At 70.2% G+C, this 22,295-nt stretch carries 22 protein-coding genes; 13 read left to right on the top strand and 9 right to left on the bottom strand.

Annotation, left to right across the window (positions count from 1 at the left end):
• Position 1: 1 nt before the first annotated feature.
• On the bottom strand, positions 2–271 hold the full coding sequence (locus LL239_RS04050; RefSeq protein ID WP_228162163.1) for a DUF7218 family protein: 270 nt from the start codon (positions 269–271) through the stop codon (positions 2–4).
• A 220-nt stretch (positions 272–491) separates the two neighbouring features.
• On the opposite strand from LL239_RS04050, the gene LL239_RS04045 reads away from it, so the two are divergent.
• From LL239_RS04045 to LL239_RS04035, 3 genes are all read left to right on the top strand, one after another.
• Entirely contained in the window at positions 492–656 is a 165-nt protein-coding gene (locus LL239_RS04045; RefSeq protein ID WP_228162162.1) for a hypothetical protein, read from the top strand.
• A gap of 220 nt (positions 657–876) precedes the next feature.
• Complete coding sequence (locus tag LL239_RS04040) at positions 877–1,728, top strand: DUF4097 family beta strand repeat-containing protein (protein ID WP_228162329.1); 852 nt, start codon at positions 877–879, stop codon at positions 1,726–1,728.
• Complete coding sequence (locus tag LL239_RS04035) at positions 1,728–2,333, top strand: PadR family transcriptional regulator (protein WP_228162161.1); 606 nt, start codon at positions 1,728–1,730, stop codon at positions 2,331–2,333. The genes LL239_RS04040 and LL239_RS04035 overlap by 1 nt, the downstream gene beginning before the upstream one ends.
• Positions 2,334–2,336: 3 nt before the next feature.
• On the opposite strand, the gene LL239_RS04030 is transcribed toward LL239_RS04035, so the two are convergent.
• On the bottom strand, positions 2,337–2,852 hold the full coding sequence (locus LL239_RS04030) for a universal stress protein (RefSeq protein ID WP_228162160.1): 516 nt from the start codon (positions 2,850–2,852) through the stop codon (positions 2,337–2,339).
• Positions 2,853–3,016: 164 nt separating this feature from the next.
• Between LL239_RS04030 and LL239_RS04025 the strand changes: the two genes are divergently transcribed.
• Positions 3,017–3,199, top strand: coding sequence for a DUF3073 domain-containing protein (locus tag LL239_RS04025; protein WP_228162159.1), 183 nt, complete (start codon positions 3,017–3,019; stop codon positions 3,197–3,199).
• Between the two features lie 7 nt (positions 3,200–3,206).
• On the opposite strand, the gene LL239_RS04020 is transcribed toward LL239_RS04025, so the two are convergent.
• Genes LL239_RS04020 through purM form a run of 3 tightly spaced genes read right to left on the bottom strand, consistent with a single transcriptional unit; the run spans position 3,207 to position 7,045 of the window.
• Complete coding sequence (locus LL239_RS04020; RefSeq protein WP_228162158.1) at positions 3,207–4,424, bottom strand: MFS transporter; 1,218 nt, start codon at positions 4,422–4,424, stop codon at positions 3,207–3,209.
• On the bottom strand, positions 4,421–5,896 hold the full coding sequence (purF, locus tag LL239_RS04015) for an amidophosphoribosyltransferase (protein ID WP_228162157.1): 1,476 nt from the start codon (positions 5,894–5,896) through the stop codon (positions 4,421–4,423). The genes LL239_RS04020 and purF overlap by 4 nt, the downstream gene beginning before the upstream one ends.
• Before the next feature lie 6 nt (positions 5,897–5,902).
• Positions 5,903–7,045: a phosphoribosylformylglycinamidine cyclo-ligase gene (gene purM, locus LL239_RS04010; protein ID WP_228162156.1), complete on the bottom strand. Its 1,143-nt coding sequence runs from the start codon at positions 7,043–7,045 to the stop codon at positions 5,903–5,905.
• A 150-nt stretch (positions 7,046–7,195) separates the two neighbouring features.
• Here purM and LL239_RS04005 point away from each other — a divergent pair, with 150 nt between their 5' ends.
• Positions 7,196–7,807 (top strand): zinc-binding alcohol dehydrogenase, encoded by a 612-nt coding sequence (locus LL239_RS04005; protein WP_374197609.1) that lies wholly within the window; start codon positions 7,196–7,198, stop codon positions 7,805–7,807.
• Positions 7,808–8,304: 497 nt separating this feature from the next.
• Here the strand turns inward: LL239_RS04005 and LL239_RS03995 are convergent, their stop codons facing one another.
• Positions 8,305–8,661, bottom strand: a complete 357-nt coding sequence (locus LL239_RS03995) for a sterol carrier family protein (RefSeq protein ID WP_228162155.1) — start codon at positions 8,659–8,661, stop codon at positions 8,305–8,307.
• Between the two features lie 142 nt (positions 8,662–8,803).
• On the opposite strand from LL239_RS03995, the gene purD reads away from it, so the two are divergent.
• Positions 8,804–10,075 carry a phosphoribosylamine--glycine ligase gene (gene purD, locus LL239_RS03990; RefSeq protein WP_228162154.1) on the top strand — a complete coding sequence of 424 codons (1,272 nt, stop codon included), beginning with the start codon at positions 8,804–8,806 and terminating at the stop codon, positions 10,073–10,075.
• A 123-nt stretch (positions 10,076–10,198) separates the two neighbouring features.
• Here the strand turns inward: purD and LL239_RS03985 are convergent, their stop codons facing one another.
• The 3 genes from LL239_RS03985 to LL239_RS03975 form a co-directional block, all read right to left on the bottom strand.
• The gene (locus LL239_RS03985; protein ID WP_228162153.1) at positions 10,199–11,752 is read right to left on the bottom strand and encodes an MFS transporter; all 1,554 of its coding nucleotides are present in this window, start codon (positions 11,750–11,752) and stop codon (positions 10,199–10,201) included.
• Positions 11,749–12,369 (bottom strand): PadR family transcriptional regulator, encoded by a 621-nt coding sequence (locus LL239_RS03980; protein WP_228162152.1) that lies wholly within the window; start codon positions 12,367–12,369, stop codon positions 11,749–11,751. The genes LL239_RS03985 and LL239_RS03980 overlap by 4 nt, the downstream gene beginning before the upstream one ends.
• Positions 12,370–12,521: 152 nt before the next feature.
• Positions 12,522–14,225, bottom strand: a complete 1,704-nt coding sequence (locus tag LL239_RS03975; RefSeq protein WP_228162151.1) for a BCCT family transporter — start codon at positions 14,223–14,225, stop codon at positions 12,522–12,524.
• A 120-nt stretch (positions 14,226–14,345) separates the two neighbouring features.
• On the opposite strand from LL239_RS03975, the gene LL239_RS03970 reads away from it, so the two are divergent.
• The 7 genes from LL239_RS03970 to LL239_RS03940 all read left to right on the top strand — a co-directional run bounded on the left by LL239_RS03970 (position 14,346) and on the right by LL239_RS03940 (position 22,295).
• Positions 14,346–15,275: a phosphoribosylaminoimidazolesuccinocarboxamide synthase gene (locus tag LL239_RS03970; RefSeq protein ID WP_228162150.1), complete on the top strand. Its 930-nt coding sequence runs from the start codon at positions 14,346–14,348 to the stop codon at positions 15,273–15,275.
• Between the two features lie 157 nt (positions 15,276–15,432).
• On the top strand, positions 15,433–16,770 hold the full coding sequence (locus LL239_RS03965) for a uracil-xanthine permease family protein (protein ID WP_228162149.1): 1,338 nt from the start codon (positions 15,433–15,435) through the stop codon (positions 16,768–16,770).
• A gap of 225 nt (positions 16,771–16,995) precedes the next feature.
• On the top strand, positions 16,996–18,045 hold the full coding sequence (locus LL239_RS03960) for a LacI family DNA-binding transcriptional regulator (RefSeq protein ID WP_228162148.1): 1,050 nt from the start codon (positions 16,996–16,998) through the stop codon (positions 18,043–18,045).
• Positions 18,046–18,107: 62 nt separating this feature from the next.
• Entirely contained in the window at positions 18,108–19,400 is a 1,293-nt protein-coding gene (locus tag LL239_RS03955) for a sugar ABC transporter substrate-binding protein (protein ID WP_228162147.1), read from the top strand.
• A gap of 60 nt (positions 19,401–19,460) precedes the next feature.
• Positions 19,461–20,402, top strand: coding sequence for a carbohydrate ABC transporter permease (locus LL239_RS03950; RefSeq protein WP_228162146.1), 942 nt, complete (start codon positions 19,461–19,463; stop codon positions 20,400–20,402).
• Between the two features lies 1 nt (position 20,403).
• The gene (locus LL239_RS03945; RefSeq protein WP_228162145.1) at positions 20,404–21,360 is read left to right on the top strand and encodes a carbohydrate ABC transporter permease; all 957 of its coding nucleotides are present in this window, start codon (positions 20,404–20,406) and stop codon (positions 21,358–21,360) included.
• On the top strand, positions 21,357–22,295 hold the full coding sequence (locus tag LL239_RS03940; RefSeq protein ID WP_228162144.1) for a PfkB family carbohydrate kinase: 939 nt from the start codon (positions 21,357–21,359) through the stop codon (positions 22,293–22,295). Before LL239_RS03945 ends, LL239_RS03940 begins: the two co-directional genes overlap by 4 nt.

Genomic DNA, 22,295 nt, shown 5'->3' with positions numbered 1-22,295 from the left:
GTCAGTGGTTGCGGAGCATGTCGATCAGCTCCGACTTCTTCTTGCCGGAGTAGCCGGTGATGCCGAGGTCCTTCGCGCGCTTCTTCAGCTCGTCGACGGTGCGGTCCTCGTAGTTCTCGGCGTGACCGCCGCGGGCGCCGACCTTGCCGCGCCCCTGGGCGGCGGCGGCGTTGGAGATGCGTGCGGCCTTCTCCTTCGAGTCGCCCTGCTTGCGCAGCTCCTCGTACATGTCCGGGTCCTTCAGACTGTTGGATCCTCGCCCCTGGGGCATCGGCGTCTCCTTCCGTCGGATGTCATGACGGTACGACCGTCGCGCCGACCGCGTCCGAGGGGTTGACAGGAGCGCGCGCACGCGTCGCGGGGCGAGACCCGCGACTATCAGCCAATTTCCAGGATCGTCAACCCCCTGCCGGTTTCGGCGAGGAGTGAGAACGTGGAAGCCAACCACTCGCCGGTTGCCGCTTTTCCGCGGAAACAGCAAGGAGCCCCCCATGAACATCTTCTTGATCATCATCATCATCGCCGCGATCGTCATCGCGATCTTCAGCGGTCTGAGCCAGGCCGCCAACTTCCTGCTCTGGATCGCGATCATCGTCGGCCTCATCGCCCTGATCGTGCTGCTGTTCCGCTTGATCAGCGGCCGCAAGCCGGTTTAACCCCCGAGAGGGTCGGCGCGTTTCGGGTGCGCGCCGCTCCTCGTCCCCCCGCGGGTTCGCCCGCCAGGATGCCACGTGCTCATCGAGCACGTGGCATCCGTCGTTTCCCCGTCCATACGGACGGCGGACTGGGCGAGACGGCGGACACGACCAGCGCCGGTTGACGAACTCGCGATATATCGCGATACTGAGCTCAACGCGATATATCGTGAGTGAGGAGATCGCCATGGAGAAATGGATCGTCCACCCGGGCGAGACGCGGGTCATCGACGTCGACGGGCTGCGCGAGCTGAAGATCGGCCTGGTCGGCGGTCAGGTCGACGTCATCGCGCACGACGACCCCGGCACCCGCATCGAGGTGCACGGCGTCACGGTCAAAGACCTGCGCATCGAAATGGTCGACGGCCGGCTCGAGATCGACCACCCGCAGCTGCGGTGGGACAACTTCCTCGAGGTGTTCCGCAACTTCGGCTCCGGCGGCCCCAAGGCCGAGGTCAGTGTCGCCGTCCCCCGCACGGTCGCCCTCACCCTCGGCGTGGTCAGCGCCAGCGCGCTCGTGTCGGGACTGCGGACGGATGCCAAACTCAACACCGTCTCGGGAGACATCATCGTCGACGGGCTCGCGGGCGACGTGAGCCTGAATGCCGTCTCGGGCGATGTGCAGGTGCGCGAGCTCCGGGGCGCCCTCACCGCGAACAGCGTCTCGGGAGACATCGCGGCAACGGGCGCCGTCACGAAGGCCTCGATCGACACCGTGTCGGGCGCGATGCTCGTGGACTCCACCGGAACGGTGCAGTCGATCGGCCTGAACTCCGTGAACGGCTCCGCCACCATCCGCCTGGACCGGGAACTCCCCGCGAACTACGTCGCGCGCTCGGTCAGCGGACGCGTCCAGATCGACGGTCACGTGCGATCCGGGTCCGGACCCACCAACTACACCGGATCGACCGGCACCCTCGCGGGATCGTTCGTCGACGTGCGGGTCAACACGGTCTCGGGCGAGATCACCGTGCTCCGCCGCGGTGTCTCCGGCCTGCGCCCCGACGAGCTCGCCGGAGAGGAGGAGTGGTGATGACTCCCGTCTTCTCCCACGGCGACCTGCGCCTGTACATCCTGAGCCTGCTCGCCGAGGCGCCCCGGCACGGGTACGACCTCATGCAGGCCCTGACCGAGCGCACCGGCGGCACCTACTCCCCGTCCGCCGGGACGATCTACCCGCGACTGGCCAAGCTCGAGGAGGAGGGACTGGTGACCAAGACCGTCGACGGGCGCAAGACCGTCTACGAGATCACCGACGCCGGCCGCGCCGAGGTGGCCTCTCGAGAAGGAGACCTCGAAGGCATCCAGGCGGGTCTCGCCGACAGCGTCCGGCTCATCGCGGACGAGGTCCGCGGCAGCGTACGTGATGCCATGCGGAGCCTCCGCGCCGACCTCGCCGCCGCGTCGCGCGACGAGCGGGAGCAGGCCCGCCACGCTCCGGCGAACGACCCTCGCGCGCGCAGCCGGGAACAGCTGCACCGCGCCGACGCGGCCCTCACGGACTTCCGGGGTCGCGCACGCGCCGAGCTGCGCTCGCACGTGGCCCGTGGCGGCGAGCTCGCGGCATCCGCGGTGGACGAGATCGAGTCGGCGCTCCGCCAGGCCTCCGAGGCCGTCGCCCGCGCGATGCGCGGCTGAGTCTCACTCCCAGACGAGCTCCTCGTCGGACGCGAGCGGCTCACCCAGCGGAACGACCAGCACCGGGCGGTGCTGCCGGTGGGTGAGCCGCGCCGCGACAGAACCCGTGAGGAACTCCCGCAGCGACTCGCCGAGGCCGCGCTTGCGCGTCCCGACCACGAGCAGCGACGCGTCCAGCTCGTCCGCGAGCTGGATCAGGGCGAGCGCAGGGTCGCCGATCACCTGCCGCACCGACCAGGACACGGTGTCACCGGCAAGGGCCGACTCCGCCGCCGCCTGCACCTCGGCCAGAGCCGCGCGGGCCGCAGCCCCCACGACATCCACCGTGGACGGGTTCACGTAACCGTCGGGATCCTCGAACGCCACGAACCTCGTCGTGTCGACGTGGGCGATCACGAGCTCCGTTCCCGCCATCGCCGCCTGCCGCGCAGCGGCGCGCACGACCCGGGGGGACTGGCCCGGGACGACGCCCGCGATCACGACTCCTGCGCGCTGGGGGACGGGGGTGGTGTCGGCCATCGGGGGCTCCTCTCCTCGCGCGGTGTGCCCCTCCGTCGACCGGCGGCAGGCGGGGTCAGAAAGCACCGTGATATCCTGGCTGTTACTCTTACCGGCTCGGTCCGGAACCGCAATACGCAGGGCCCGCAGCGAGGCCTGCGATGTCGATCGTGAGGGGGTCTCGCATGGGGCGTGGCCGTCAGAAGGCGAAGAACACCAAGATCGCCCGTGAGCTGAAGTACGACACCTACTCGGTGAACTACGCAGCCCTGGAGCGCGAGCTTGGCGCACCCGAAACGGGTGAAGACGCGTACGTCGACAAGTGGGCCGACCAGTACGCCGACGAATACGAGGACGAGAAGGCCTAGCCTCTCGTCACCACGCCCGGCCGTGGCGGCGTTCCCACGCCTCCTCGATCGTCTCCGAGCGCGCCACGACGATGCCCGCGGGGACCACGACCGCGATGACCCCGGCGAGCACCAGCAGACCGGCGGTCCACCCGCCGGTGATCTCGTGGGTCACGCCGATCGCGAGCGGCATGAGCGCGGCCAGAGCGTAACCGAGGCTCTGGACGAAGCCGCTCAGCGCGACGGCCGTCTCGTGCGACCGGGTGCGCAGCCCGAACAGCACCAGCACCATCGGGAACAGCAGCGGTGGCAGCCCGATCAGGACGACCCACAGCACGGTGGCCGCGCGGGGCGCGAACAGCAGACCGGCCACCCCCGCGAGGCCGGTCGCCACGGCCACGGCGTAGAAGGGCCCGGTCCGGCGCAGTCGCGCCACCAGCAGCGGCACGACGAGGGACACCGGCAGCCCCATGAACGAGAACAGGGCGAGCAGGCTCCCGGCGAGGGCGGCATCGACACCGGCGGTGTCGATGAGGATCGTGGGCAGCCACGCGAACATCCCGTACGCGACCGACGAGTTGACGGCGAACGTCGCCACGAGCGCCCAGGTCTGGGGCACCCGCACGACGCGGGAGAGCACCGAGGCGCGCGGCTCCTCCACGACGTCGTCTCGGCCGGCGCGGGCCCGCAGGCTCACCATGATCCACGGCACGACCGCGACGACCGCCACGAACGCCCAGACGCCGAACGACCCGCGCCAGCCGATGACGTCGGCCAGCGGGACCGCGACCAGTGGCGGGGTGAAGGTCGCCACCGCCATCGTCGTCGTGTACACGGTGGTCATGAGGCCGACGCGGTCGGGGAAGTACTTCTTCACCACCGCCGGGATCAGAACGTTCGCCACCCCGACCGCCGCGAACACCCCGGCCGTCGCCGCGAGGAGCGTCCAGGCATCCACGGCCACTGCGCGCAGGGCGAGCGCCGCCGCGGCGGCGACCGCCGCCATGAGCACCAGACGCTCCAGGCCGATCCTTCGCTCGATGACAGGGGTCACGATGGCCGACAGCGCGAACGCCACCGGCGGCGCCATACCGATGAGCCCCACCACCGCCGTCGGCAGGGCGAAGTCGCGCGAGATGATCGTCACCAGCGGCGACAGCGACGCCACCGCGATACGCAGGGTCAGCGCGAGCAGCACGATGGCTGCCGCGGCGAGTGCGACGGTCCCCGCGCGGCGCGGGGTCAAGACTCCTGGCTGCCCTCGACCCAGGCGAGGTACTCCTCCGACACGGTGCCGGTGACGTACCGACCGTCGAAGCAGCTCATGTCGAGGTCGACCAGGTCGCTGCCCTCCATGATCGCGGCCTTGAGGTCGTCGACCTCCTGGTACACGAGGTAGTCGCAGCCCAGCTCTTCGGCGATCTGCGGGATCGTGCGGCCGTGGGCGACGAGTTCCTGCCGCGACGGCATGTTGATGCCGTACACGTGCGGGTACCGGACCGGCGGTGCCGCCGAGGCGAACGTGACGCTCTTGGCACCGGCATCCCGAGCCATCTGGATGATCTCGCGGCTCGTGGTCCCGCGGACGATCGAGTCGTCGATGAGGAGGACGTTCTTGCCCTGGAACTCGGTCGACATCGCGTTGAGCTTCTGCCGAACGCTCTTCTTGCGCACCGCCTGCCCCGGCATGATGAAGGTCCGACCGACGTACCGGTTCTTGTAGAAGCCCTCCCGGTACTCGATACCGAGCTTGCGCGCCACCTGCATCGCGGCCGGCCGTGAGGAGTCGGGGATCGGCATGACGACGTCGATCGAGCCGTGCGGGGTGTACTTCGCGATCGTGTCGGCCAGGCGCTCGCCCATGCGCAGACGAGCCTCGTACACCGAGATGCCGTTCATCACCGAGTCGGGACGGGCCAGGTACACGTACTCGAACGAACAGGGCGCGAGAGTCGGGTTCTTCGCGCACTGCTGCGCGTGCAACGTGCCGTCGAGCGTGACGAAGACGGCCTCGCCGGGCTCGACGTCGCGGACCACCTCGAAGCCGGCGTTCTCGAGGACGAGCGACTCGGATGCCACGACCCATTCGTCGCGCGCGTCGCCGCCGGGGACCTCGAGGGCAGGTCGCCGACCGAGGATCAGGGGACGGATGCCGAACGGGTCGCGGAACGCGAGCAGGCCGTAGCCGGCGATGAGGGCGATCGTCGCGTAGGAGCCCTCGACGCGCTCGTGAACCCGCGCGACGGCGCGGAACACCTGGGCGGGGTCGAGGTCGGGGCCGGAAATCTCGGACTGCAGTTCGGAACCGAGGATGTTCACCAGCAGCTCGGTGTCGGAGCTGGTGTTCAGGTGTCGGCGGTCCTTGTGGAACAGCTCACTGGTCAGCTCGCGCGTGTTGGTCAGGTTGCCGTTGTGGACGAGGACGATGCCGTACGGCGCGTTGACGTAGAACGGCTGCGCCTCCTCCTCGCTCGACGCGGTGCCCTTCGTGGCGTACCGCACGTGGCCCAGGCCGATGTCGCCGAGAAGGGCGCGCATGTCGCGCGTGCGGAACGCCTCGCGCACCTGCCCGCGGGCCTTGTGGATGTGGAAGACGCCGCTCGACTCCGCCGTCGCGATGCCCGTGGAATCCTGACCCCGGTGCTGGAGGAGCAGGAGCGCGTCGTAGATCTCCTGGTTGACCGGGCCCTGCCCGGCCATGCCGACGATGCCGCACATGAAGGCTTACTTCGCTCCGTTCGCCGGGGTCCCGGCATCCGCGTAGGTGCCGACCAAACGCACCGCGCCCCCGTCGACGCCCTTCGCGCCGTGTTCGAACTCTCCCTCGGGGCGCGCGTCGTCGCGCACCACACCGGCCTGCCAGGTGTGGATGCCGTCGGCCCGCAGCGCCGCGACCGCGGCATCCGCGACCTCGGGCGCGACGACGGCGAGGAAGCCGATGCCGAGGTTCCAGGTGCCTTCGGTCGCCGTGAGCTCGAGGCCGCCCATGTCGGCCAGCACGCGGAAGACCGGCGAGGGGCTCCACGTCGACCTGTCGATGTCGACCCAGGTGTCCTGCGGCAGCACCCGGGCGAGGTTCGCCGCGATGCCACCGCCGGTGACGTGGCTGAGCGAGTGGATGCCGGCTCCCACGGCCGCATCGCCGAGCAGGCGCAGCAGCGGAGAGGTGTACAGCCGCGTGGGCTCGAGGAGCGCCTCGCCCCACGTGTCGCCGAGCTCTGCCGATGCCGCGCCGTAGGTGATGCCGCGTCCCGCCACGATGTGCCGGACGAGCGAGTACCCGTTGGAGTGGAGGCCGCTGGAGGCCAGCGCCAGCACCACGTCGCCGCCGCGCACACGCTCGGCGCCGAGCACACGATCGGCCTCGACCACGCCGGTCGCCGCGCCCGCGACGTCGTAGTCGTCGACGCCGAGCAGGCCGGGGTGCTCGGCGGTCTCGCCGCCGACGAGCGCCGTGCCGGTCGCGGCGCAGCCGCGCGCGATGCCCCCGACGATGTCGGCGATGCGCTCGGGCACGACCTTGCCGCACGCGATGTAGTCGGTCATGAACAGCGGCCGCGCACCCACGACGACGATGTCGTCGACGACCATGCCGACGAGGTCTTCGCCGATCGTGTCGTGCTTGTCGATGGCCTGCGCGATCGCGACCTTCGTCCCGACGCCGTCGGTGCTGGTCGCCAGCAGCGGGCGCGTGTAGTCGCGCAGCGCGGAGGCGTCGAAGAGGCCCGCGAAGCCACCCACTCCCCCGAGCACCTCGGGTCCGTGCGTACGCTTCACGGCCGACTTCATCAGTTCGACGGCGAGATCACCCGCGGCGGTGTCGACGCCGGCGGCGGAGTAGGGGTTTTCGTGGGGAGCAGAGGCCACCGGAACAGACTACCTGCGCAACGGCGGAGACGGCGGCCGCCGCATCGAGCGCCGGCCGTCGATGTGACGCCCTCCCGTCGCCGGACGTCCTCCGCCCGCGGTGGGGCAACCCCCGCCCTCCGGGGCGCGTCCCCTCTCTACAATTGCGCCATGATGGCCGGCCAACCGGAGTGGGTGATCCGCGAGGACGCGGCGATGCCCGTGCTGGTCGCGCTCTATCTGCGCCAGGTGTGCGGCATCCGGGCGCCCGACGAACTGCCCGCGCTCCGTCGGGTTGCCGGGTACGACGGCGCCCCGCGCCCCGACGATCGACAGGCACTGCTCGAACGCGAATGGCGCGAGTTCTGGGCGATGAGCGTCGAGCCCCTCGCCCACCCCTCACCGGTGCCGCTCGAGCTGGTCGACGGCTTCGACGACCTGCTCGCCCTGCCCGTCGGGCGGGCGGAGGCCCTGCGGGAGGCGATCACCCCGCATGCGTCGGACGCGCTCGCCTTCGCCCGGCACGCGCACGCGCGGTACAACGCCGAGGGCGCCTCGCGCCCCGGTGTGTCCTACCGCGCGTACGCCAGCGCGATCGCCGAGCACGAACGGCGCGTAGGCCGACGCGCGCACTCGTTCGAACTGAACGTCCAGGTTCTGCCGCTCGCGCAGCGCGGGGTGTGGTGGATCGGATCGCTCACGGTCGCGGTGACCGACGGCCTGCGCAGCGACGTCGTCGCGTTCGACACGGCGATCCATCCGATCATCGCCGAGCTGGCCTAGCCGGACGCCACGGCGGGAGGCCGCGGCTGGCGGTAAGTACCGGTAACGCTCGTGGTCGACCGCCACGTCCTTCACGCGGCGTCCCCCCACGCGGTCGAAGACGAGCGCGGCGATCGCGCCGAGCGTCGCCCCGACGACGACGCAGATGAGGGCGGTGAATCCGAAGACCTGCAGCTCGGAGTACACGACCTGCGTGTACGGGCTGACCTCGGAACCGTCGATCGCGAAGGTCAGGATGAGCGCCGCCAGGATGCCGAGCACAGCCCCCGCGGCCAGGAACACGCCGTACTTGGGCGCACGTCGCACGCGCAACGTCACGATCTCCTCGTGCACGAGGGGCTTGCGTTCGGGGACGGGCTGCTCAGCCATGATCACATTGTCCCACCGTCGCGGCATCCGCGGGTCGGTGATTCCGCGACGTCGAGACCAACGGCCGCAGCGCGCGAGTGTCAGGAGGCGGCCGGGCGGGGACGGCGTGAGGCGGGGACGCGAGCGGCCTACGGCCGCAAGGGCAGGAGTGCGCTGAGGTCGGCGCGCACCCCGGAGGCGACGATGCGCCCGGCGTGAGCGGCATCCGCCCAGCTCTCGGCTCCCGTGGCCACCGCGATCCAGGTCGCGGCGTCGGTCTCGACGACGTTCGGCGGAGTGCCGCGGGTGTGCCGCGGCCCCTCGATCACCTGGACGGCGCCGAAGGGCGGAACGCGCATCTCGACGGAGTTGCCCGGAGCCTTCTCGACCAGTAGCTGCAGCAGGTAGCGCACCGCGGTCGCGGTGGCCGTGCGGGGCGCGTCGCCCGCGGCGACGGCGGCGAGCGCCGCGCGGCCGTCTCCGGTGTCGATGCGGCGGGGAGGCATGCGTCCACGGTACCCGCGTGCTCTGATCCGAACGCGCTGCTCGAGTGTCCAAGACACGCCGCTGGGGACGCTCACCCTGCGGCGTGTCTTGGACGCTCGACGGGCAGCGGGGTGTGTCCGGACCGCTCGATAGGCTGGCGGCGTGAGAATCCTGGTCCTCGGTTCGGGCGCGCGCGAGCACGCCATCATCCTCGCCCTGCGCTCCGAGGAGGTCTCGCACGCGATCTACGCCGCCCCGGGCAACGCCGGCATCGCCCGCGACGCCCACGTCGTCGACCTCGTCGCCGACGACCCCGCCGCCGTCACGGAGTTCGCGCAGACCCAGTCGATCGACCTCGTCGTGATCGGGCCCGAGGCCCCGCTCGTCGCCGGAGTCGCCGACGCGCTGCGCGAGCGCGGCATCCCCGTGTTCGGTCCGGGCAAGGCTGCGGCCCAGCTCGAGGGGTCGAAGACGTACGCGAAGCGCATCATGGATGCCGCGGGCGTGCCGACCGGCCGAGCGGTGCGCGCGCACGACCTCGCCGGCGTCGAGGCGGCGCTCGACGAGCTGGGCGCCCCGCACGTCGTCAAGGCCGACGGGCTGGCCGCGGGCAAGGGCGTGATCGTGACGACGGACCGCGCCGCGGCACTCGCCCACGCCGAGGCCTACCTGCCGACGGGGCCCGTGTTGATCGAGGAGTTCCTCGCCGGGCCCGAGGTGTCGCTGTTCTTCCTCAGCGACGGCGACCACGTGCTGCCCCTCAGCCCCGCCCAGGATTTCAAGCGCCTGCGCGACGGCGACGAGGGCCCGAACACCGGCGGCATGGGCGCGTACTCGCCGCTGCCCTGGCTCGCCGAGCGGTTCGGCGGCGAGGACGAGTTCGTCGACCAGGTCACCCGCGAGATCGCCGAGCCGGTGATCCGGCAGATGGATGCCGAGGGCACCCCGTTCATCGGACTGCTGTACGCCGGACTCATCCTCACCGAGTCGGGGGTGAAGGTCATCGAGTTCAACGCCCGCTTCGGCGACCCCGAGACGCAGGTCGTGCTGCCGCGCCTCGTCGACCCCCTGTCGACACTGCTCATGGCAGCGGCGTCCGGCACGCTGGAGGATCAGCCGCGTCCCGCGTTCGCCGAGGCGACCGCCGTCACGGTGGTGCTGGCGAGCGAGGGCTACCCCGAGGCGCCGATCACCGGTCGTCCGCTCACCGGTCTCGACGACGCCGAAGAGGTGGACGGGGTGCACCTCGCGCACGCCGCGACGATGCTGCGCGGCGGAGACCTCCACGCCACCGGCGGCCGCGTGCTCAACGTCGTCGCCCTCGGCACGACGTTCCGCGAAGCGCGCTCCGCCGCGTACGAGGCCCTCGGCCGCATCGGCCTCGAGGGCGGTCAGCATCGCACCGACATCGCGGCGCGCGTCGTCGAGCACTGACGCACTCCCTCATCCGCGGCCGCTCCCCCAAGGAGACTTCGTCGCGCCGACGAAGCCCTCGCGGCCCGCGGGGAGATGTCAGCGCGATGACGTCCCGGCGATTCGGGAGGCCGTGGCGCGGGGCTACTCCCCGGCGGACGCCGGGGCGCCCTGGGCCGACGGCGCCGGCTGAGCCGCCGGCGTGGCATCCCGCGGGGCGCCGTGGGGCCGGATGACCGACGGGCGCCGCATGAACAGCACCGCGATCAGCCCGAGGAAGATCACGCCGATCGGCAGGAGCAGCGCCTGCCCCATGGCGGTGGCGAAGCCCTCGACGACCTGGGGAGGAAGGGACCCGGAGCCGAAGCTCTCCGTGGCATCCCCCGCCCCGGGCAGGTTTGCCTCGAGACGCGCCTGCATGAACGCGGCGATGGATGCCGAGCCGATCACGGATCCGACGGTGCGCGTGGTGTTGTAGATACCCGCGCCGGCTCCGGCCTGGCGGGGAGGCAGGTTGCGCGTCGCGGTGGTGGCGAGCGGTCCCCACATGCCCGCGTTTCCGATACCCATCAGAGCCGAAGGGATCAGGAAGGCCCAGACCGCAGCATCGGCGAAGATGAGCGCGGCGTACAGCACGAGCGAACCGCCGACCAGCAGGAGACCCGGGACGAGCAGGAAGCGCGGGTCGGTGCGGTCCAGGAGCTTGCCCGCCGACGGCGCCAGCGCGCCGGAGAGGATCGCGAGCGGGATGAGCAGCAGCGCCGACTCGGTCGGCGTCAGTCCGCGGGCGAGCTGCAGGTAGAACATCTGCGGGAGGGCCATGCTCGTCACGGTGAAGCCGACCGCCGCGATCGCGAGGTTGGCGACCGAGAAGTTCCGGTCGCGGAACAGGTCCAGCGGCACGAGCGGTTCGCTCTTGGTGCGGGCCTGCGTCCACACGAAGAGCGCCATGACGACGACACCGGCGACGACCATCGCCCAGATCCACGCCGCCCAGTCGAAGTGCTCGCCCTCCTGCAACCCGAACACGATGAGGAACAGACCGACGGCGCTCAGCGCGACGCCGAGCAGGTCGAACTTGTGGGTCGACTTCGGCAGCTGCGGCACGAGCACGAGCGCGGCGATGAAGCCGATGACGCCGACCGGGATGTTGATGAAGAAGATCCATTCCCAACCCAGGCCGTCGACGAGCAGACCGCCGGCGAGCGGTCCGACGAGCGTGGCGACGCCCGCGGTCGCGCCCCACAGCCCCATGGCCGCGCCGCGGCGCTGGGGCGGGAACGTACGCGTGATGACGGCCATGGTCTGCGGCGTCATGAGCGCTGCACCGAGTCCCTGGACGGCCCGCGCGACGATCAGCATCTCGAGCGAGGTCGCGAGACCGCAGGCGAGCGATGCGATCGTGAAGATGGCCAGACCGACGAGATAGATGTTCTTCGGGCCGAATCGATCACCGAGACGCCCGGTGACCAGCAGGGGCACCGCGTACGTCAGCAGGTAGGCGCTGGTGACCCACACGACGTTGTCGAGGTTGTTCGTCGACGGGTCCAGAGCCGCCTTGATGGCGGGGTTGGCCACCGAGACGATCGTCGTATCGACGAGGATCATGAAGAAGCCGATGACCAGCGCCCAGAGCGCGGGCCACGGGTTGCGTTCGGGCGGAGCGGATGCCACGGATGCGGCGCGGGAATCGGTCACGCGAGGGTCTCCTTCGAGACGCGGAATGCTTCGAGGTGGTGGGGGTGGCCGTCGACGCCCCAGAGCAGGGTGCCATCGACCAGGCCGTGGCGCAGGGAGTCCTGCCAGGCGAGTTCGGCGTCGAGGAGAGCGGCCTGCCGCTCGACCTCGATCATGTACTGGCGGGGAACCGCTCGGTCACGGGCGCGGGACAGCCCGGCGCGGTGCTCGTCGCGGGAGGCGATGAGGAGTTCCCGTCGCCGGTCGAGGAGCGCGACGACGTCGTCGCGGTCGAGGTTGTGCGCTTCGGAGAGCGCGACGCGGAAGTCGCCGGGCCGGTCGATCTGCGGCAGCTCTGCGCGCACCCAGGCCTCCACGGCCTTCCGCCCCGCGTCGAGGAGCGTGTAGGTGGTGCGCTCGGGGCGATTGCCCTCGCGATCGACACCGACCTCGGCGATCAGTCCCTCCCGCTCGAGACGACCGATCGTGTGGTAGGTCGTGCCCTTCTGCAGCGGGACGAGTCGGTCGTCGCGCCGATCGCGGAGCAGCCGCAGCAGCTCGTACGGGTGCATGTCGCCCTCGCGCAGGGTCGCCAGAAGCATGACCGCGAGCGGGGTGAGTCGCGTGGTGTCCGGCATCCACCCTCCATGGTCCGTGCTGACTAGTCCAGATGGACTATACCGCACGGACACCCCGGAAGAAGGGGGAATCGCGATGGATCTCGGCGCGCCGGAGGCGGACCCGGCGCCCGGGCGAGACGCGGCGCCCGGACGAGGACGCGGCGTCCGGACTAGGACGTGGGAGCGTCGGTGTCGGGCGTGCGAGGACGGCGGCGCCGCACGGGGATGCCGAAGATCCCGCGCCGGTTCGCCTCCTCGACCTCGAGTCCGTAGTGCTCGCCGATCTGATCGCGGAACCGAGCCCGCTGGGCGCGGTCGTAGGCCTTGATCTCGCGCCGGAACGCCACGACCGTGGCCCAGCAGATCGCCAGCAGCACCAGGCTGAACGGCAGCGCGATACTGATGGCCGCCGTCTGCAGCGCCGTCAGCCCGCCCGCGATGAGGAGCGCGAGAGCGATCACGGCGGTCGCGAGGGTGAAGAAGATGCGAGTCCAACGCGGGGGCGTCTCCTCCCCGCCCGTGGCGATCATGCTCATCACCAGGGCGCCGGAATCGGCTGAGGTGATGAAGAAGATCCCGATGAGGATGAGGAAGCCGACGGTGAGGATCGCCGAACCGGGCACCGTTTCCAGAAGCTGGAACAGCGCCGTCGAGACATCCACCGTCCCGTCCTCGCCGACGAACGTCGCCGACCCCGCCAGCTCCGCGTAGATCGCCGATCCACCGAGCACCGTGAACCACAGGATGCCGACGAGCGTGGGCACCAGGATCACGCCGGTGACGAACTCCCGCACCGTGCGCCCGCGTGAGATGCGCGCGATGAAGATGCCGACGAAGGGCGCCCACGAGATCCACCAGCCCCAGTAGAACGCGGTCCACGCGCCCTGCCAGGCGACGCCCGCTTCGCCGGTGTAAGCGCTCACCGTGAAGGACAGGCCGATGAAGTTCTGGATGTAGTTCCCGATGGACTGCACGACATCGCGCAGCAGGAACTCGGTCGGCCCGACGAACAGCAGGAACAGCATCAGCACACCCGCGAGCACGAGATTGATGTTCGACAGCCACTTCATGCCGCGGCCGACCCCCGACAGCACCGAGAACAGCACGAACCCGGTGATGATGCCGATGAGGATGGCCTGGCTGATGATCGAAGGCGGCACGACCCCGAGGAAGTCCAGGCCGGCGCTGATCTGGATGACGCCGAGGCCGAGCGAGGTCGCCACCCCGAACAGCGTGCCCACGAGAGCGGCCACGTCGATCGCGTTCCCCCAGCCGCCCTGCACGAGACGCGCGCCGAGGATCGGCTCGAGCGCCCAGCGGATGGTGCGCGGGCGCTTCCGGCGGTGGAAGGCATAGGCGAGGGCGAGTCCCAGCACGACATAGATCGACCACGCGTGCACACCCCAGTGCAGGAACGTCTGCGACATCGCCTGCTGGGCGAGCTCCGTGTCGGTGCCTTCGACCCCGGGCCGGGGCGAGGCGAAGTGGCTGAGCGGCTCGCTCACGCCGTAGAAGACCAGGCCGATGCCCATGCCCGCCGCGAACAGGAGCGCGAACCACGACATCGTCGAGAACTCCGGCTCGTCATCGTCCGCGCCGAGCTTGATGCGGCCGAAACGACTGAATCCCATGGTGAGCGCGAAGGCGACGAAGAAGGCCGCGATGAGCACGTAATACCAGTTGAACGCCGAGACGATGGCCGTCTGCAGGGCGCCGAACGCCGCCTCCGCGGCGGCCGGGAAGATCAGCGCGAAGGCGATGAACGCCAGCGCGATCGCGGCGGCGGGCCAGAACACCCAGCCGCGCAGGGTGCGGTGGGAACTGCCGGCATGCGGGTCGATGGATGCCTCGGTGTCGGGTGTCGCCTCGGTCATGCTTCGACGCTACCCACCGCCCCACCCGCGAGCAGGGGGGAGGGCGCACACGGGTGGGATGTGACAAAATCTGTGTCCTCGCGGCCTTCGCCGCCGCGGTCGAACCGGGATAATGAGCGGGTGACCCCCGTTCCCCCCCTCGCGCTCGACGGCTGGCGCCACGTGTACTCGGGCAAGGTCCGCGACCTCTACGTCCCCACCGACACCGCCGACGGAGCCGCCCCCGCACACCTGTTGGTGGTCGCGAGCGATCGGGTCAGCGCGTTCGACCACGTCCTGAGCCCGGGCATCCCCGACAAGGGCGTACTGCTGACGACGCTGAGCCTGTGGTGGTTCGATCAGCTGGCGGGCGCCGACGGCGGACGCGGCATCCCGAATCATCTCGCCGCCGACCACGTGCTCGAGGGCGACGACGCCGTCGAGCTGATCCCGGATGCCGTGCGGGGACGCGCCATGCTCGTGCGGTCGCTCCACATGCAGCCGATCGAGTGCGTCGTGCGCGGCTATCTCACCGGGTCGGGCTGGGCCGAGTACCAGGCGTCGCGCACGGTGTGCGGCATCCCCCTTCCCGAGGGGCTCGGCGACGGCGACCGGCTGCCCGAACCGCTGTACACCCCGGCATACAAGGCGCCGATGGGCGAGCACGACGAGAACATCACGTTCGAACGGTCGGCAGAGCTCGTCGGCGAAGACACCGCCGCCGCCCTGCGCGACCTGTCGCTGGAGATCTACCGGCGAGCCGCCGCCACGGCCGAGGCTCGCGGGCTGCTCCTCGCCGACACGAAGTTCGAGTTCGGCTTCGACGCCGACGGCGTGCTGACCCTGGCGGACGAGGTGCTGACGTCGGACTCCTCGCGGTACTGGGATGCCGAGGCGTGGCGCACCGGCACGACCCCCGCCGAACGCATGGTGAGCTTCGACAAGCAGATCGTGCGCGACTGGCTCGCCGCGACCTGGGACAAGCAGGGCGAGCCCCCCACCCTCCCCGACGACATCGTCACGCGCACCCGCGCCCGCTACGCCGAGCTGCTCGAACGACTGACGTCCTGAGGCCCCGGCTCCGGCCCCGGCTCCGGTGCCGTCGCGCGGCGCCGCGCGTCGAACGCACACGTTCGGGTCGAGCGCATACGTTCCGGTCGGCCGCAACGTATTCTTTCGGCCCGAACGTGTGATCTCGGGCATCCACCCCCACCGCGAGGAGAAACACATGTTCCAGTGGAAGCTGCACGGAAACGGGCGCACCGTCGAGCCGGGAGCCGTCGTCGCCCCGGGGGAGCGCCTGAACTGGGGGGCGACGATCGCGATCGGCCTGCAGCACGTCATCGCCATGTTCGGCGCGACCTTCCTCGTGCCCGTGCTCACCGGCTTCCCGGTGTCGACGACGCTGCTGTTCTCGGGCGTGGGGACCCTCCTGTTCCTCCTGGTGACCCGCAACCGCCTCCCGAGCTACCTCGGTTCGTCGTTCGCGTTCATCGCACCGGTGACCGCAGCCACCGCGACCGCCGGGTTCGGCTCGGCCCTCGCGGGCATCGTGGCCGTCGGCATCCTGCTCATGGCCATCGGCTTCATCGTGCAGTTCGCCGGTCTCGGCTGGGTCGACAAGGTCATGCCGCCCGTCGTGGCGGGAGCGATCGTGGCCCTCATCGGCTTCAATCTGGCGCCGGTGGCCTGGCAGAACTTCCAGCTGCAGCCGTTGCCGGGCACGATCACCCTCGTCGCCGTGATCCTGTTCAGCGTCCTGTTCCGCGGATTCCTCGGCCGCATCTCGATCTTCCTCGGCGTGATCGTGGGGTACGTCGCCACGGTGCTGATCCAGGCCGGCACGGGCGAACAGCTCATCGACTTCGCCGCGGTCGAGGCGGCGCCGTGGATCGGGCTCCCCGAGTTCCAGATCGCCGACTTCGCATCGCCGCAGACCTGGTCGGTCATCGCGATGTTCCTCCCCGTGGTGCTGGTGCTCGTGGCCGAGAACGTCGGGCACGTGCGGGGTGTGGCGGCGATGACGGATGCCACGGCGAACCGCTCCACCGGGCGGGCGCTGATCGCCGACGGTGCGGCCACGACCCTGGCGGGCACGTTCGGCGGGTCGGGCACGACGACGTACGGCGAGAACATCGGCGTCATGGCGGCGACGCGCGTCTACTCGACGGCCGTGTACTGGGTCGCGGGCGTCACGGCGATCGTGCTGAGCCTGTCGCCGAAGGTCGGCGCCGTCTTCAACACCATCCCCGCCGGTGTTCTCGGCGGCGTGACGACGGCGTTGTACGGCCTCATCGGCATCATCGGCATCAAGATCTGGGTGGATAACCGCGTCGACTTCTCGCGGCCGGTCAACCAGTACACCGGCGCGGTCGCGCTCGTGCTGGCGATCGCCGGGTTCACGATGCAATGGGGCGACTTCCAGCTCGGCGCGATCGTGCTCGGCTCGGCCGCGGCCCTGGTGATCTACCACCTGGGGAACGCGATCGCCCGCGCCCGCGCGACCGGCGCCGACGACGGCGGGCCGATCCCGGCCGTCGGCCCTCTGGGCGGCGACCCGTCCTGATCCCGGGGCGGCGTGTGGCATCCGCGCCGTTCCGCTCACCTGGCCGCACGCGCGGGCAGATCAGGCCGCGCGCTCGGCGAGATCACGCGATCTGGGGGTACGCGGGCGCGTGCGAGACGCGATCGTTACTTGACACCACCGCGGCCGAGACCCCACACTGATCTCGGTCGTTGATAAATCGGTTTATCGCGGCGATAAATCGATTATCCAATGAGGGGTGATGTCATGAGCCGAGTGCGTCTCGCCGACGTGGCGAAGGCCGCGGGCGTGTCTCCGGCCACGGTCTCGCTCGTGCTCAACAACGCCGAATCCCGCATCTCCGACGAGACCAAGGAGCGCGTGCGCCGCGTCGCCGACGAGGTCGGTTACTCGCCCAACCCGATCGCCCGCAGTCTGCGCACGCGCGTGACGGGGACGATCGGCCTGGTATCCGACCGCATCGCGACGACCCCCTTCGCCGGGCGCATGCTCGCCGGCGCGCAGGAGGTGGCGCGCGAGAACGGACGCCTGGTGATCTTCGTCGACACCGACGGGCACCCGGAGATCGAGTCCGATGCGATCTCCACGCTCGTGAACCACCGCGTCGACGGCATGGTCTACGCCTCGATGTACCACCGGGTGATCCCCGCCCCCGAGGGCCTACCGGCGGGAACGGTGTTCCTGGACTGCCGACCGGAGGAAGGCGGGTACCCCGCCGTCGTCCCGGACGACTACGCGGGCGGACGCGCGGCGACGCAGGAGCTGGTCGACGCCGGCCACCGCCGCATCGCCTTCATCGACAACGACGAGGACCGCCCGGTCGCCGCCGAGCTGCGTCTGCGCGGCTATCTCGACGTCCTCGCGGAGGCCGGGATCGCACCCGACCCGGCGCTGCACGTCTTCTCCCCCACCTCGGCGGCGGGGGGCCAGGAAGCGACCGCCGCACTGTTCGCCCTCCCGCCCGCGCAGCGTCCGACCGGCATCTTCGCCTTCAACGACCGCATCGCGGCCGGGGTGATGTCGTGGGCGCACCGCCATGGCATCCGGGTCCCCGACGATATCTCGCTCGTCGGCTACGACGACCAGCAGCTGATCGCGGCGGAACTCGACCCCCCGCTCACCACCGTCTCGCTCCCCCACGCGGCCATGGGCCGATGGGCGATGGAGGTCGCCCTCGGCCTCCGCGAGGCCTCCCTCGACTCCCCCTACCTCATGGACTGCCCGATCGTTCGTCGGGCTTCCGTCGGCCCTCCCGCGCCCCTCGGCAGCGCGCGGGAACCCCGGGCGGCGGACTGACGCCGCTCCGGCGGCCCCTCACGATGGCGACAGCGATGTCGCCGCGAACCGAAAGGAACACGATGAAGAAGTCCTTCATCCCGCTCGCCGCGACCGGCGTGGCTGCCGCGCTGGTGCTGACCGGCTGCGGTCAAGCCGGTCAGGGCGGCGCCACGACCGAAGACGGTCGGACCGTGCTGACGATGTGGACCCACTCGGCGGGCAACCCCGCCGAGCTCGCGGTCTACGAGCAGATCATCAGCGACTTCAACGCCTCACAGGACACGTACGAGGTCAAGACGGAGTCGTTCCCGCAGGGCGCCTACAACGACGCGATCGTCGCGGCGGCGGCCTCGGGCGACCTTCCGTGCCTGCTCGACCTCGACGGTCCGATCATGCCCAACTGGGCGTGGGCGAACTACCTGCAGCCGCTCGGCCTCTCCAGTGACATCACCGACAAGCTGCTGCCGACCGCCGTCGGAAAGTACGACGGCGAGATCTACTCGGCCGGGTACTGGGACGCCGCTCTGGGCATCTTCGCCCGCAAGTCGGTCCTGGATGCCAACGGCATCCGCATCCCCACGATCGAGCAGCCGTGGACCGCGGCGGAGTTCGATGCGGCCCTGGCCACGCTGAAGGCCGCCGGGTACGACACCCCGATCGACATCGGCGCCGAGGACAAGGGCGAGTGGTGGCCCTACGCCTACTCGCCGTTCCTGCAGAGCTTCGGCGGCGACCTCATCGACCGCGACACGATGCTCACCGCCGACGGCGCCCTCAACGGCCCGGATGCCGTGAAGTGGGGCGAGTGGTTCCAGTCGCTGTTCGAGAAGGGCTACGCCAACAGCGGTGGCACCGTGGGCAACCAGGAGTTCGTCGACGACAAGGTCGCCCTGAGCTACACGGGCGTATGGAACGGCCTGGCCGCGGTGGACGCCGTGGGAGACGACCTGCTGATCCTCCCGCCGCCGGACCTCGGCAACGGGCCCAAGATCGGCGGCGGCTCGTGGCAGTGGGGCATCTCGTCGTCGTGCAACGACGCCGAGGGCGCGCGCCAGTACCTGGAGTTCAGCTTCGACGACAAGTACATCACCCGTTTCGCCGACGAGCAGATCGTCATCCCGGCCACCGAGTCCGCGACCGAGGCGTCGAAGTACTTCAACTCCACCGACGGGGTCCTGCGTCCGTTCGCCGAGTTCTCCCAGGAGTACGCCGTGCTGCGCCCCGAGACGCCCGCGTACGCGGTCATCTCGACCACGTTCGAGACGGCGGCCAAGGACATCATGAACGGCGCCGACGTGCAGTCGGCTCTGGATGCCGCGGTCACCGAGATCGACACCAACATCGAGTCCAACGACGGCTACGGCGCGAAGTAGCGCCGCGTCAGCGGTGGGGGCCCACCCGGCCCCCACCGCACCCCGCGAAAGAAGAACCTGATGACCGTGTCACCCCCGGTCGCCGCGGCGGAGCAGCCGCGTCGATCCCTCCGCCGTCTGCGTTCCGCACGCGGCCGCGAGACGTGGGCGGGCCTGGCGATGATGGCCCCCGCCGCGCTCCTGCTCGTGCTGTTCCTCATCATCCCCGTGCTGCTGGCGTTCACGCTCTCGTTCACCAACGCCCGACTCATCTCCCCCAACCCGCCGCGCTTCGTCGGGTTCGACAACTTCCTGCGCGCGTTCACGGCCGACCCGGTGTTCCTGCAGTCGGCACTGAACACCTTCCTCTTCGCGCTCGTCGTCGTCCCGGTGCAGGCCGGTCTGGGCCTGTTCCTGGCGATCCTGGTGAACCAGAGGTTGCGCGGCACGACGTTCTTCCGCGTGGTGTTCTTCGTCCCGGTGGTCACCTCGATCGTCGTGGTGTCGATCCTGTGGCGTTTCATGTACCAGAGCGACGGGCTCATCAACTCGATGATCGACACCCTGACCTTCGGGGCGTGGAAGGGCGCCGACTGGCTCAACGACCCGAGCACCGCGCTCGGCGCGATCATCGTGCTCTCGATCTGGCAAGCGGTGGGGTTCCACATGATCATCTGGCTCGCGGGACTCCAGACCATCCCCGAGGAGCTGTACGAGGCCGCGCGCATGGACGGCGCGAGCCGATGGCGGCAGTTCACCAACGTCACCTGGCCGGGGCTGCGTCCCACGATGGTGTTCGTCCTCGTCACCATCACGATCGCCGCCCTCGGCCTGTTCGTCCAGGTCGACGTGATGACTCAGGGCGGTCCCCTCAACTCGACGTCGACCGTCGTGTTCCACGCCGTGCGCAAGGGTTACGAGCAGCAGGAGATCGGCTACGCCGCCGCGATCTCCCTCCTGTTCTTCGTAGCCGTGCTGATCATCGCGCTCATCCAGCGCTGGCTGACCCGAGAGAAGAACTGACATGACCGGCACCCTCGAGCGCCCTCGCCGGGCGACGCGCCCCGCGCGCACCGACGCCGACTCCCCGCGCGGGCGCACCCGCGTCGCGGAGGGCCGTCGCGGTCGCATCCTCACCTACATGTCGATGTCGATCCTCGCGGTCTTCTTCCTCTTCCCGCTGGTGTTCATGTTCGTGTCGAGCCTGAAGCCCGACGCGCAGATCCTGCGCGACATCGACTCGCCCGCGGCGTTCCTGCCGGTCGGCGACATCAGCCTCGACAACTACTTCGGCGTCTTCGACCGCGTGCCGGTCGCGCAGTTCCTGTTCAACTCGATCCTCGTGACGGTGCTCACCGTCGGGCTCGGCCTGATCGTGAACTCCCTCGCCGGCTTCGCCCTGTCGCGTCTGCGGTGGAAGGGGCGCGTCGTGGTCATGGCCCTGGTGATCGCGACGCTCATCGTGCCCTTCGAGACGATCGCGGTGCCGATGGTCTACTGGGTCAACCAGCTGCCGACCCTGGTCATGGAGGGCGGTGTCCTGAAGTACGACTTCGGATGGCTGAACACCTACCAGGTGCAGATCGTGCCGTTCATCGCGAACGCGTTCTCGATCTTCCTGTTCGCGCAGTACTTCTCCACCATCCCCACCTCGCTCGACGAGGCCGCCCGGATCGACGGCGCGAGCTGGTTCACGATCTACCGCCGGATCATCGTCCCACTGTCGGGCCCGGCGTTCGCCACCGTCGCGATCCTGACGTTCCTGCCCGCGTGGAACCAGTACCTCTGGCCGCTGATGGTGGTGCAGAAGGAGGAGCTGCGGCCGGTCATGGTGGGTATGCAGTACTTCTTCCAGCTCAACACCGCATGGGGCGAGGTCATGGCCTACACATCCCTGATCACGCTGCCGGTGCTGATCGTGTTCCTGGTCTTCCAGCGCGCGTTCGTCAGCAGCATCGCCGCGAGCGGGGTCAAGGGGTGAGCCCAGAGTTCGATGTCGCCGTGCTCGGCGAAGCACTGATCGACATCGTCACCACTTCCGCCGGGGCGGCCGAGCGCCCCGGCGGAAGCCCGGCCAACGTCTCCGTCGCCCTCGGCCGGCTCGGACGACGCGCCGCCCTCGTGGCCCGCGTGGCCGAGGACGAACGCGGCCGCGCGCTGGAGGGCTGGGTCACGGCATCCGGAGTCGCCCTCCGGCCGGCGGGGACGCCGACGCGAACCGCGACGGCCCGCGCCCTCATCGATGCACGGGGCAACGCGACGTACGACTTCGACATCGACTGGGTGCTGCCGTCGCCGGTCGAGGTGCCGGATGCGCGCGTCTTCCACACCGGATCGGTCGCCGCGACGCTCGCGCCGGGGGCGGACGAAGTCCGTGCGGCCGCCGAGCGCGCCCGCGCGACGGCGCTGGTGAGCTACGACCCGAACATCCGCCCCGCCCTCACCGGCGGCGTCGACGACGCCCGCACCCGCGTCGAGGCGCTCGTGGCGCTCAGCGACGTGGTCAAGGCCAGCATCGAAGACGCCGAGTGGCTCTACCCGGCAGATGCTGCCGTCGACGTCGCGCAGCGGTGGGTCGAGCTCGGCGCCGGCCTGGTCGTCATCACCGACGGCGGTGACGGCTCGCTCGCCGTCACGGCGCACGCGCGGATCCACGTCCCCGCGGTGCCGACCACGGTCGTCGACACCGTCGGCGCGGGCGACACGTTCATGGGCGCCCTGCTCGACGGCATCCTCGATCTCGCGGGCGACACCGACACCCTGCGCACGCGCGTGCGCGGCCTGGATGCCGACACCCTTCCTCCCCTCCTCCACCGCGCCGCACGGGCCGCCGCCATCACGGTGGCCCGCGAAGGCATGGACCCCCCGACCCGTGAAGACCTGCAGCGGACTGCTGCGACGAAAGAGAGTGCCTGA

The organism is Microbacterium testaceum (assembly GCF_020781835.1).
Lineage (GTDB): Bacteria > Actinomycetota > Actinomycetes > Actinomycetales > Microbacteriaceae > Microbacterium > Microbacterium testaceum_H.
Note: the sequence above shows the minus strand (reverse complement) of the source record. Positions and strands in the feature narration are given on the sequence as shown.